Origin of the sequence: Clostridium sp. CCUG 7971, from assembly GCF_017590215.1 — a bacterium.
Lineage (GTDB): Bacteria > Bacillota > Clostridia > Peptostreptococcales > Peptostreptococcaceae > Faecalimicrobium.
Genome location: NZ_JAFFPK010000017.1, coordinates 25129 through 36565 on the forward strand (window position 1 = coordinate 25129; position 11437 = coordinate 36565).

Annotated in this window: 13 protein-coding genes; 9 read left to right on the forward strand and 4 right to left on the reverse strand. The window is 27.0% G+C overall.

Features of this window, described 5'->3' with window-relative positions:
- The 5 genes from JWF52_RS02865 to JWF52_RS02885 all read left to right on the forward strand — a co-directional run bounded on the left by JWF52_RS02865 (position 1) and on the right by JWF52_RS02885 (position 5536).
- The gene (locus JWF52_RS02865) at positions 1-624 is read left to right on the forward strand and encodes a response regulator (protein WP_208331839.1); all 624 of its coding nucleotides are present in this window, start codon (positions 1-3) and stop codon (positions 622-624) included.
- Between the two features lie 82 nt (positions 625-706).
- On the forward strand, positions 707-2152 hold the full coding sequence (locus JWF52_RS02870) for a cell wall-binding repeat-containing protein (RefSeq protein ID WP_208331840.1): 1446 nt from the start codon (positions 707-709) through the stop codon (positions 2150-2152).
- A 248-nt stretch (positions 2153-2400) separates the two neighbouring features.
- Positions 2401-3333, forward strand: coding sequence for an ABC transporter ATP-binding protein (locus JWF52_RS02875; protein WP_208331841.1), 933 nt, complete (start codon positions 2401-2403; stop codon positions 3331-3333).
- Positions 3334-3345: 12 nt separating this feature from the next.
- On the forward strand, positions 3346-4416 hold the full coding sequence (locus tag JWF52_RS02880) for an ABC transporter permease (RefSeq protein WP_208331842.1): 1071 nt from the start codon (positions 3346-3348) through the stop codon (positions 4414-4416).
- Between the two features lies 1 nt (position 4417).
- Positions 4418-5536, forward strand: coding sequence for an ABC transporter permease (locus tag JWF52_RS02885; RefSeq protein WP_208331843.1), 1119 nt, complete (start codon positions 4418-4420; stop codon positions 5534-5536).
- A 149-nt stretch (positions 5537-5685) separates the two neighbouring features.
- Here JWF52_RS02885 and JWF52_RS02890 read toward each other — a convergent pair whose 3' ends face one another.
- Positions 5686-5934 carry a small, acid-soluble spore protein, alpha/beta type gene (locus JWF52_RS02890; protein ID WP_208331844.1) on the reverse strand — a complete coding sequence of 83 codons (249 nt, stop codon included), beginning with the start codon at positions 5932-5934 and terminating at the stop codon, positions 5686-5688.
- A 150-nt stretch (positions 5935-6084) separates the two neighbouring features.
- Here JWF52_RS02890 and JWF52_RS02895 point away from each other — a divergent pair, with 150 nt between their 5' ends.
- The 3 genes from JWF52_RS02895 (at position 6085) to JWF52_RS02905 (ending at position 7335) form a co-directional block, all read left to right on the forward strand.
- Positions 6085-6378, forward strand: coding sequence for a metal-sensitive transcriptional regulator (locus JWF52_RS02895; protein ID WP_208331845.1), 294 nt, complete (start codon positions 6085-6087; stop codon positions 6376-6378).
- Positions 6379-6391: 13 nt separating this feature from the next.
- Entirely contained in the window at positions 6392-6820 is a 429-nt protein-coding gene (locus JWF52_RS02900; protein WP_208331846.1) for a SoxR reducing system RseC family protein, read from the forward strand.
- 125 nt (positions 6821-6945) lie between these two features.
- Positions 6946-7335 carry a hypothetical protein gene (locus JWF52_RS02905; protein ID WP_208331847.1) on the forward strand — a complete coding sequence of 130 codons (390 nt, stop codon included), beginning with the start codon at positions 6946-6948 and terminating at the stop codon, positions 7333-7335.
- Positions 7336-7345: 10 nt separating this feature from the next.
- Here JWF52_RS02905 and JWF52_RS02910 read toward each other — a convergent pair whose 3' ends face one another.
- Both JWF52_RS02910 and JWF52_RS02915 read right to left on the reverse strand, forming a co-directional pair.
- Entirely contained in the window at positions 7346-7804 is a 459-nt protein-coding gene (locus JWF52_RS02910) for a threonine/serine exporter family protein (RefSeq protein WP_208331848.1), read from the reverse strand.
- Positions 7804-8586 carry a threonine/serine exporter family protein gene (locus JWF52_RS02915; RefSeq protein ID WP_208331849.1) on the reverse strand — a complete coding sequence of 261 codons (783 nt, stop codon included), beginning with the start codon at positions 8584-8586 and terminating at the stop codon, positions 7804-7806. The genes JWF52_RS02910 and JWF52_RS02915 overlap by 1 nt, the downstream gene beginning before the upstream one ends.
- Positions 8587-8763: 177 nt before the next feature.
- Here JWF52_RS02915 and JWF52_RS02920 point away from each other — a divergent pair, with 177 nt between their 5' ends.
- The gene (locus JWF52_RS02920) at positions 8764-10137 is read left to right on the forward strand and encodes a hypothetical protein (protein WP_208331850.1); all 1374 of its coding nucleotides are present in this window, start codon (positions 8764-8766) and stop codon (positions 10135-10137) included.
- Between the two features lie 41 nt (positions 10138-10178).
- Here the strand turns inward: JWF52_RS02920 and pdaA are convergent, their stop codons facing one another.
- Complete coding sequence (pdaA, locus tag JWF52_RS02925; protein WP_208331851.1) at positions 10179-11057, reverse strand: delta-lactam-biosynthetic de-N-acetylase; 879 nt, start codon at positions 11055-11057, stop codon at positions 10179-10181.
- Positions 11058-11437: the final 380 nt, after the last annotated feature.

Sequence of the window (11437 nt, forward strand, 5' to 3'; positions counted from 1 at the left end):
ATGATAAAGTTAATAATAGTTGATGATGATGTTTTGATAAGAGAAAGCCTAAAAATAATAATAGATATAGATAAAGATATAGAAGTTGTTAAAACGTTAGAAAATGGAAAAGAGTGTATAGATTTTTTATCACAAAATGAAGTAGATGTAGTTTTACTAGATATGAGAATGCCAATTATGAATGGTGAAGAAGTATTATCTGAAATTAACAAAAGAAATATAGCTGTTAAGGTATTAATTTTAACTACATTTGATGAAGATAATTTAATAAGTAGTGCTATAAAGTATAAAACAAATGGATATTTGTTAAAAAGCAGCAAACCAGATAAAATTATAAGTGCTATAAAATCAGTATATTTAGGCAATGGAGTATTTGAATCTGATATAGTTTCTAAGCTTTTAGCAGGAAAAGAAGATAATTGTAGTAATAAAATGGATAAATATGGATTAACCCAAAGAGAACTCGATATAGTAAAATTAATATCAGATGGATTATCTAATAAGGAAATATCATGTGAATTGTTTTTATCAGAAGGAACTGTTAAAAATCATATAACGTCTATATTATCTAAAATGGATTTAAAATATAGAACACAAATAGCAATTGAATATTTAAAAAGATAAATTGCAATAGCTATTAAATCTTACATAAATCTTATATAATTATTTATATAAGATTTAGAAATAAACTAGGGGGAGAAATATTATGAAAAGGTCAAAATTAGTAACATCTGCATTATCAATAGCTTTATTTTTATCGATAATGCCAAAATCACACGCAAATGAAGTTGAAAGTTATGCTATTGAGAATAAGTTAGTAGGGGCTAACAGATATTCAACAGCAGTAGAAGTTAGTAAAAAAGGTTGGAGTAAAGCAAATCAAGTAGTAATAGTAAACAGTAGCTCGATAGTTGATGCATTATCTGTTACACCTTTTGCTAAGTTAATAGATGCACCAATATTATTAACAGGCAAAGATTCTTTAAATAATACTACAAAAGAAGCTTTAAAAACTTTAGGTGCTAGCAAAGTACATATAATAGGTTCAACAGGAGTAATATCAAATAATGTAGATAAGCAATTAAAATCTATGGGTATTACAACAAATAGAATTGGTGGAGTAAATAGACATGATACAGCGCTTAAAATAGCTAATGAAGTTAATAAAATAAAAGATGTATCTGAAATTGCAGTAGTAAATGGATATAAAGGATTATCAGATGCAGTAAGTATAGCTTCAACAGCAGCATCTAAAGGAATGGTTATATTGCCGGCATCACCTAACAAGGGAATATCAGATTTCGAAGGATTTATAAAAGATGCTGATATAAAAAAATCTTATATAATAGGGTCAAATGGTGCAGTATCACAACAAATAGAAAATAAAGTACCTAATGCAGAAAGATTAGGCGGTTCAAATAGAAATGAAACTAATGCAAAAGTAATAAATAAATTTTACACTTCTGACAAATTAAATAATGTATTTGTGGCAAAGAATGGTATGAAAAGAGAAGACCAACTTATAGATGCACTAGCTGTTGGTGTTTTAGCAGCTAAGGAAAATTCTCCGGTTCTTATAGTTGGAAATAGCTTAAGTACTTCACAAAAAACTTTATTTACAGAAAAAAGAGCAAATATAATAACTCAAGTAGGTAGTGGTGGTAATGAAAATGCATTTAATGAATTAAAAGAATTGCAAGTAAACAACAATAAACCTAATGAGTCAAATATAATGTATGTAACTAACGTAGATGAAGGACGACCTTTAAATGTAAGGGAAAAAGCTATAATAACATCTAACAAAATAGGTGAATTATATAAAGGTGATAAAGTAGAAGTGTTAGAAAAGTATAATACTGGATGGGTTAAAATAAAGTTTAATAATGGTGTAGGCTATGTTAGTGGATCTTATTTAACTAGTAAAGCACCAGAAGATAATAATGAAAATATAAAGATAAAATATGTAAATGCTACAGGTGGATTAAATGTTAGAAAAGGACCATCAACTGGAGATGCTATAATTGGAAGGCTTTCATATGGAGATAGAGTAGAACAAGTAGAGATGTTCTCAACAGGATGGGTTAAGATAAAGTTTGAAGGTTCATACGGATATGTAAGTAATGATTATTTAAGTGTTAATCCAGTAAAATAAAGTTAACTATGAAAAGCTATGAATAAATTATTTATTCATAGCTTTTTTATATAAGAAGATTATATTTTATGGATAAATATAATTTTCAACTACTGAATTTGATAAACATATTGAATAGCTACTTGAGCCAGATGAGCGAAAAGAATATTAAATTTATGACTAAAGTCATAGATAACTTATGACTATATATACTTAAATAATAGATAAAATTTCCATATAATTAAAATATAAAAAAATGGAGGTAGATTATGAAATATATTGAGATAAATGGATTATATAAAAGCTTTGGGGATTTTATAGCTTTAGAGAATTTAAACTTAACTATAGAAAAAGGGGATATATTTGGGTTATTAGGTCCAAATGGATCAGGAAAAAGTACAACTATAAATATACTAACTAATATTTTAGATAAAGATAGAGGCAGTATAAAAATATGTAATAAAGAAGTAAAGAAAAGTGACTCAGAACTAAAGGGTAAGCTAGGAATAGTTCCTCAAGACTTAGCAATATTTGAAGATATGACAGCACTTGAAAATGTAATGTTTTTTGGTTCATTATATGGATTAAGAGGCAAAGAGCTAAAAGAAAAATCACTTAAAGCTTTAGAATTTGTAGGACTTGAAGAAAGTAAAAAGCTAAGTAAGACCTTTTCTGGAGGAATGAAAAGAAGATTAAATATAGCTTGTGGAATAGTACATGGACCTGAAATATTAATACTGGATGAGCCAACTGTTGGTATAGATCCACAATCTAGAAATCATATAATGAAATCTATAAAAATACTAAACTCAAATGGATGTACAATAATTTATACTACTCACTATATGGAAGAGGTTGAAGCCTTATGCAACAATATAGCAATAATTGATAAAGGAAAAGTAATAGCTAAAGGAAGTAAGGATAGTCTAAAGTCTATAATAAGTAACAAAAATAAATTTGAAGTTTTAGTAAATGATATAACAAATATTGATGAAAAAGAATTATCAACTATAAAGGGAATTGATAGTGTTGAATTTAAGGAAAATAAAATTTATATAAGTATAGATAGAGAAAAAAATTCACTAAATGAATTTATACTTTATTTATCATCAAGAGATATAAAAATACTTGATATAAAAAGTAAAGTTATAACTTTAGAAGATGTATTCCTAAATCTTACAGGAAGAAAACTTAGAGATTAGGGGGTGATGAGTATGAATATAATAATATCTACAATAAAAAGAAGCTTAAGAGATAAAAGTATAATACTTACTACGATATTTTTAGTTTTAATATTACCATATATATTTTCTATGATGTTCGGATCTGAAAGTAAAGTAGAAACTGTAAATATTAATATTATTGCAGATGAAAAAAGTTCATTAACTAAATCTTATATAGAATTTATAGATAACTTTGAAAAAAATAATAAAGCTATAAAAATTGTTCATAGTCTAAATTCAGATTCTGAAAGTGAAGACTTAGGTATAAAAATAGATGAAAAAAATAAAAGTGTAAAGATTCTTGGAAGCAAAAAATTAAGGGTAAGTGAGAGTATTGTTCAAAATATTACAGAAGAATTTTTCAATCAAATAACTATAAATGAGATAGCAAATAAAAATAAAGAGGTAAATGAAAGTATAATAAAAGAAACAGTTTTAAAATCAGAATCAAATCCTAATGAAAATAGGGACTATAAAGCGTATTTTGCAGTTATAATGCTACAAATGGCAACTCTTACAGCCAGTATATATGCATTTAAAAATGTATTTTATATTAAGGAAAATATAGGAGAAAGAGTATTATCATCTCCAATAAAGATATCAAAATTATTAATAATGGAAGTAATTGGGTCATTTATTGCTATATTCACACAAGGAGTTATAACACTTTTAATGATATCAATTATATATGGAGTAAAAATAACTACTATAAATATATTTGGTTTGCTCTATTTAATGGCTTTATTAAGTCTATTGGCAGTTAGTATAGGAATATTCGTATCAGCAATAGCTAAAAAGAGAATTCAAGGAGATAATATTGTATCATGGATAGTTACAGTATTAGCATTAAGTTCTGGAAAATTTATACCTAATATGTTTGATAATAATGTAAGTAAAATATTAAAACTTAATCCATTTACATTGCTAAGTGAATCAATGCTTAAATTAGTAGATTCAAATATTTACTCTAATATAGGTTCAGCTACAATATTAACTATGTTTTTTGTAGTTGTACTTGTGGCAATAGCTAGATTTATATTAAAAAGAAAAGTGGTGAAATAATATGAAAAATATTTTAATTATATTAAAGCATAATCTAAAAAGTGTAATGAAAAGTTGGTTTTTATTAATAATAATTTTTCCAATAGCTATAAATTTATTTTTTACTATGTTTATGAATGATTCAGATGGTGATGCTTATGATAAAAATATTATCGGTGTTTACACTAAAGATAACGGTGAAATTTATGAAAAAATAATACCTAAAGATAAATTTAAAAATGTTATAAATATAAATTCACCTAAAGAAGTTAAGGATATGGTTAGAAATGAAGAAATATCAGTAGGAGTAATAATAGATAGTGATAATATACTTAATAGTATTAAAAATAATGAAGAAAATTTAATAGAAGTAATATCTAGTGAAGATGAACGAAATAAAGAATTAGTATTAAGTACTATAAATAGTTCAATATCTAAAGTTTTATCATTTGGAGATAGTAGTGAAGAAATAATTAGTAACTTTGAAAAGTATGAAAATGAAAAGTACACTTTCAGTAATGAAAGAAGTAGTTTATCTGAAGCAGTACCTTATATATTGATGTTTGGATTTTTCTGTATGATATTTTTATCTATTGCCGGAAAGTCTCTTAGTCCGATAATAAAAGAAAGAGATATGAAAATTGATAAAAGAATATTAGTATCAAAGGTTAGTAAAGTACAATATATGCTAGGACATATATTAGGGTGCTTTTTACTATTAATATTACAAAGCCTAACACTTTGCTGTACGTTTTATTTATTTAATAAAGATATTAATGTAAACTTTGGTTGGATGATAATATTATCATTTGTACTATCATTGGTTGGAATATCAATAGCACTTCTTATAGTATCAGTATCTAATAATGCTGAAATGTATTATATCATATTATCTATGGTAGTTACACCAGTATCACTTTTAAGTGGAGGATTTTTACCAATTGAATTTATGCCAGAAATTGCGGGTAAGATTGCTATGATATCACCACTTACTTGGGTAAACTCAGCATTTAGAGGTATTATTATGAATGAAAATGCTTTAAATATTAGTATGAATTTATTATCAGCAATTGCAATATCAATAGTATTTATAATGTTATTTTTATTAATAGAATCTAAACGAAAAAATAAAGCTACTTGATAAAGTTTAATTCAAGGCATATTTTAGAGAATAAATCTAAATAGATTAGTTAAAAAAAGCCACTTATAAAAATAAGTGGCTTTTCATATTAGAATATTATAAATAAGTTATTCTATACTTGGATTAAATTATCTAATTTTTATATAGTATTATTTATTTTGAGAATTATATTGATTCATTAATATTTCTTCGCCTTTTTGTACTAAAGATCTAGTCATCATTCCACCGAAATTTTCCCCTGCTAATACATTTTGAGCAGCTCCTTCTAATGTTCCTTGTGGAGCATTACTTTCTACTTTATCATTCATAGAATCGTAGTTGTAACCTAGTTCATTAGCTATTTCCATTTTTAAACTACTTAAAGCTTGCTTTGCATTATTTTTAGACTGTAAATTCATTATATAATCTCCTTTAATAAAATAATTCTTAATAATATAATTCACATAATAAGAGAAATTTATAACTGTCTAAAACAAATTATATCTACTATGCAAGTATTTCCAAAAATAAGTTATAATATAATTATAATTAAGAGGAGAGGTAGTAAAATGGAAGAAAAAAATTTAGCAAAAACTAATGACAAAGAAGCTCTTATGAAAAGACTTAAAAGAATAGAAGGACAAGTAAAAGGAATTCAAAAAATGTTAGACGAAGAAAGATATTGTGTAGATATATTAGTCCAAATATCTGCTATAAGATCTGCTATAAATAAAGTTGGTACTATAATATTAGAGAATCATATAAAGGGATGTGTATCTGAAAGTATAAAGCAAGGAGATTGTGAAGATACAGAGAATATGATAAATGAGCTTATGTATACTATAGATAAGTTTACTAAATAGGGGGAATGTATAAATGAATCAACAGGGATACATTATAGAAATTGTTGATGAAAAAACTGCAAAATTAAAAATGCAAAGACACTCAGCATGTGCATCGTGTGGTAAGTGTGTAACAAGTTCAGAAAAAAAAGACATATTAGTTGAGGTAGAAAATACTATAGGAGCAAAAGTTGGAGATCATGTTGAAGTAAATATGGAAAATATAAAAGTATTAAAAGCAACTGCTTTTGTATATTTAATACCTCTTATGGGACTTCTTATAGGAACAATAGGGACATACTTTGTATTAGAATCATTAGGGTTTAAATCTAATATAGAAATAATAAGTGCTATAGTAGGTTTTTTAACTACATATATTTGTTATGTTGTTTTAAATAAAAACGATAAGAAATTTAAAGACAGTAAAGATTTTATACCAACAATTACAAAGATACTAACTTAATAGAAAAAGACTTCTTAAATTTAAGAAGTCTTTTTTATACTAAAAAATAAATTTAAAAAATTAAGGTTAAATTAAGGTTGGGTGGAATGATATATATGAGATAAAAATTTTTAGGAGGAAAGACTATGAAATTAAAAAAATATGTAGGATTAGCAATGCTTATGACTTTAATGATAGGCTTATCAAATTTTCAAATAGTAAATGCTAGTACTATAGAAAATGAAGAAAGTTCTAAAACTAATATTACAGAAAGTATTAAACAATGCCAAAAGCATAATAGAAGGGGCAAAGTTGCATTTGAAAAGAGTATAATAGAACTTAAAAACTCAGGTGTTTTAAATGATGAAGATATTAAAAAGATAGATGAGTATAATAAGAAGATAGAAGAAAAAAGAAAATCTGAAATGAAGAAAAAAAGAGACGAAGTTATAGATAACATGGTAAATGAAAATGTAATAAGTCATCAAAAGGGTGAGAAGTTAAAACAAGCTGTAGATAAAAATATTGAACAATAGAAAAAAGCTGCTATTTAGCAGCTTTTTGTTTTAGTTGTAATATAGTCAATGTTCTAGAAAGTGAAGTTATAATTAATACCCCTAGTGCAATAGCTCCACTTATAAATAAAGTATCTGCACCTGTAGACATTGCTAAATCAAAGTGATTTTGAACTAAATAAAGCATAGTATTATACATTCCAAGACCTGGAACCAATGGTATAATACCTGGAATTACGAATAAAATAGCAGGATGCTTTAATTTTCTAGCTAATATTTCACTAAGTAGAGAAACAACAGCAGCAGCTATAAAGTTAGCAAATATTGCATTATCAGATAAATTAAATAATACAATATATAAAGTCCATCCAATAGCACCGGTTATACCAGCTGGTAAAAGTGCAGATTTTGGAGCGTTAAGAAAAATGGAAAATCCTACTGTAGCAAAAAATGAGAATATAAAATGCATAAAAATTGGCATATCAGTCATTAAAAAGCACCTCCTATTCTAATCCATAAATCAAGTATAAGCCCAACTCCAGATGCAATAGCGATAGCAGTCATACCTGCATCAAAGGCACGAGATACTCCTGATATTAAATCTCCAGAAATTAAATCACGGATACCTTTTATAAATGCTACTCCAGGGAGTAGTGGCATAATAGAACCAACTATAAGCATTTTAGGAGTAGCTAAAAATCCTAATTGAGTAAGTAAAGCTCCAGCAGAGGCTATTACAATAGATGCAACTAAACTTGAAAATGTAGATATGGAACTAATTTTCATCATTTTATTAAAAACAATTATAGCTAATATAGATGTTATAAAAGTAAATAAAAATGTTGGGATATTATTTCCCCCAAGCAAAAATGCAAAGCTAGCTGAAGCAAATCCCGTAGCACAGTTAACTATGTATGGAGGATATGAGTAAGCTTGATCTAGCTTCTTTAATCTTACAAGAGCTTGCTCAACTGTTAAGTCTGTATTACTTACAAACTCTCTAGAAAAGTCGTTAAGCAAGGAAATTCTATTTAGATTGATAGATCTATTTTTTATTGTTTTCATAAAAGTAAAACCGTCAAATCTATCGTCCGAAATAATTATAACTGTAGGTGCTGTAAAAACGTTAACATGATTAAATCCCCTAGACCTACAAATCCTAAGAAGACTATCTTCAACTCTAGATGTTTCTGCTCCACTTGAAAGCATAAGCTCTCCTATAAATAGCGCTAATCGAAGTATGTCTTTTTTATAGTTTTGATTATATTCCATACCTATAAACCTCCAAATAAAACCTATAATATTTTATAATATAAAGATTATATCAAATTTAATAAAATATGTATTTCATTATATGTATTATTTTCCCTAAATAATAAACTTTTATTAACAACTTTATTTTTGAGTTCATATAATAGTTAATATCACAATTAAAAAGGGGACATAAATATGGTTTTGACAGGGGCTCATTATATCTATATTTTATTTATGGTAGCTATATTAATCATAATGATTATGAAAAAAGACATTATAGTTCCATGTGCTTTGGGGGTATTTTGTTTAGGGTTGTTTTATAAAAAAAGCATATTAGGGGCAGTTGGAGCAGTATTTAGTTCTTTTATAGTATCATTAAATGAGCTAGGTCCTATAATTTTAATTATAGCGATTATGGTTGCATTATCTAAAGCATTAGAAGAAAACCATTCAATTAACTATATGGTTAAACCTTTCTCTAAAATTATCAAAAACTCAACAACAGCATTTTTTGTAACAGGTATAGTTATGTTACTTCTTTCCTGGTTTTTCTGGCCATCACCAGCAGTAGCTTTAGTTGGGGCAATTTTTCTACCAATAGCGGTAAATGCTGGGCTACCAGCAATTGGAGTAGCAATTGCACTTAATTTATTTGGTCATGGTATTGCTTTATCAACAGACTTTATAATACAGGGAGCACCTAGTATAACAGCTGGAGCAGCAGGAATACCAGTATCTTCTGTTATAAATGATGGTATGATACTTTATTGGGTAATGTCTATGGTAACAGTATCTGTATCATTTTATATGTTAAGAAGAGATATTAAAAAAGGAATGTTTAAGGATGAAATATCAAATGTAAAATATGAAGAAATTAAAGAATTCAGCACTAAAGCTAAAGTATCAACACTTATAGTAGCGATAGGGTTTATTTTAGATATAGTATGTATGTATAAATTTGACCTTAAAGGAGGAGATGCATCTGCATTATTAGGTGGAACAGCAGTATTTTTATTAATAATAATAGATCTATTAGAAAATGGTAAAAAAGGATTTGATAAAGTCTGCGACCATGTAACTGATGGATTTATGTTTGGTATGAAAATATTTGCTGTAATAGTTCCAATAGCAGCATTTTTCTATATGGGAGAAGTATCACCCTTAACATCAGTATTAGGGGATGTACTTCCAGGAGGATCTCAAGGGTTGCTATCAGATATAGGTTTAGCTCTAGCGCAATCAGTTCCTCTTAATAAAATAGCAGTAGCAGGTATAGAAACTGTGGTAGGTGCTATAACAGGTCTTGATGGTTCAGGATTTTCAGGAATGTCATTAGCTGGTTCTTTAGCAGGAGTATTTGGAAGTGCTATAAACTGTAATACAGGAGTACTTACAGCTCTAGGTCAAATAGCAGCAATATGGGTAGGAGGAGGATGTCTAGTTCCTTGGGCTTTAGTATCAGCAGCAGCAATTTGTGGAGTTAGCCCTATTGAGTTAGCCAAGAGAAACTTTATACCTGTAATTGTAGGCTTAGTAGTGACAACTATAGTTGCTATATTGATTATCTAAAATTAATTAAAAAAGATGATGGACATTATGCCCACCATCTTTTATTTTGGATCTAACAATTTAAATTTATATCCTTCACATTCTGCTTTATCAATAAAATCTCCTAATATTTCAGTATTTGTTTTAGAAACTGCATGTAATAGTAGGATAGAGCCATCATGTAAGTGGTTCATTATTTTTTTTAGAGCAGCTTCATTTGCTGGCTGTTCATTAGGATCCCAATCATGGTAAGCAAAACTCCAAAATACAGAAGTATAACCTAAATTTTTAGTCATAGCTAAGCTTTTTTGAGAATATTGACCCATAGGAGGTCTAAATAATTTAACCATTTCTTTTCCAGTAAGTTTTTTATATCTATTTTCAACATCTTTAAATTCATTATTAAATAGATTTAAGTCATTAGCTCTATCAGGAATAGATGGATGGCTCATAGTGTGATTTCCAACTATATGTCCTTCATCTACCATTCGTTTGACTAAATCAGGATTAGTTTTTATGTAGTGTGATGTAACGAAGAAAACTGCTTTTACATTTTTTTCTTTTAATACATCAAGTATTTTTGAAGTATATCCATTTTCATAGCCTTCATCAAATGTTAGGTATAAAGTTTTTGATTCTTTACTAGTTGGACCATTATAAACTGCATTATAATCATTTAGATTGAATTTAAGATCAGTATTAATAGTTGGAGTTTTATGTTCATCATTAGGAACGAAGAACCAACTTATTTTAGTGTTATCTAAATTAGAAGTATCGATACTATTTATCACAGGTTTATCATTTATAGTTATAGAATCTTTAGTAGATTCTTTTATATTATTAGTTTTATTATCAATAGAACTGTTCTTTAAGGGGCTACAACCAGTTAAAGAAATAGATATTAGACATAATATTGAAAAAGAAATTAATTTTTTATGCATATTTTTCATCTCCTTAGGTATAATACTTATGTTATATTTTATTGACCAATATTTTGTATCTATACAAATTTAGGGAATATATAAATAAAATTTTATTGATTAAATTGGAGATAGAATATAGGTATAAGGCCAATTACATAATATAAAATAAGATTATAATGAATTTTAAATTTAAAACAAATTAAAAAAATGTAAAAAAAGAGTTGACCTTGTTGAACCAAGATGATAATATAATAAATGTGATCGAGAGAGACACAAACAAATGAACTTTGAAAATTAAACAGTAGGTTAATTTATAGAATTTGAAACAAGCAAACAAAGCCAGATATATAACAGTATCTGAGCCCAAGTCAAAACTTATATTTAAGAGTTTGATCCTG

Coding starts and splice junctions, on each gene's coding strand:
- JWF52_RS02865 (WP_208331839.1), top strand. CDS start 1: ATGATAAAGTTAATAATAGTTGATGATGATGTTTTGATAAGAGAAAGC.
- JWF52_RS02870 (WP_208331840.1), top strand. CDS start 707: ATGAAAAGGTCAAAATTAGTAACATCTGCATTATCAATAGCTTTATTT.
- JWF52_RS02875 (WP_208331841.1), top strand. CDS start 2,401: ATGAAATATATTGAGATAAATGGATTATATAAAAGCTTTGGGGATTTT.
- JWF52_RS02880 (WP_208331842.1), top strand. CDS start 3,346: ATGAATATAATAATATCTACAATAAAAAGAAGCTTAAGAGATAAAAGT.
- JWF52_RS02885 (WP_208331843.1), top strand. CDS start 4,418: ATGAAAAATATTTTAATTATATTAAAGCATAATCTAAAAAGTGTAATG.
- JWF52_RS02890 (WP_208331844.1), bottom strand. CDS start 5,934: ATGAATTTACAGTCTAAAAATAATGCAAAGCAAGCTTTAAGTAGTTTA.
- JWF52_RS02895 (WP_208331845.1), top strand. CDS start 6,085: ATGGAAGAAAAAAATTTAGCAAAAACTAATGACAAAGAAGCTCTTATG.
- JWF52_RS02900 (WP_208331846.1), top strand. CDS start 6,392: ATGAATCAACAGGGATACATTATAGAAATTGTTGATGAAAAAACTGCA.
- JWF52_RS02905 (WP_208331847.1), top strand. CDS start 6,946: ATGAAATTAAAAAAATATGTAGGATTAGCAATGCTTATGACTTTAATG.
- JWF52_RS02910 (WP_208331848.1), bottom strand. CDS start 7,804: ATGACTGATATGCCAATTTTTATGCATTTTATATTCTCATTTTTTGCT.
- JWF52_RS02915 (WP_208331849.1), bottom strand. CDS start 8,586: ATGGAATATAATCAAAACTATAAAAAAGACATACTTCGATTAGCGCTA.
- JWF52_RS02920 (WP_208331850.1), top strand. CDS start 8,764: ATGGTTTTGACAGGGGCTCATTATATCTATATTTTATTTATGGTAGCT.
- pdaA (WP_208331851.1), bottom strand. CDS start 11,057: ATGCATAAAAAATTAATTTCTTTTTCAATATTATGTCTAATATCTATT.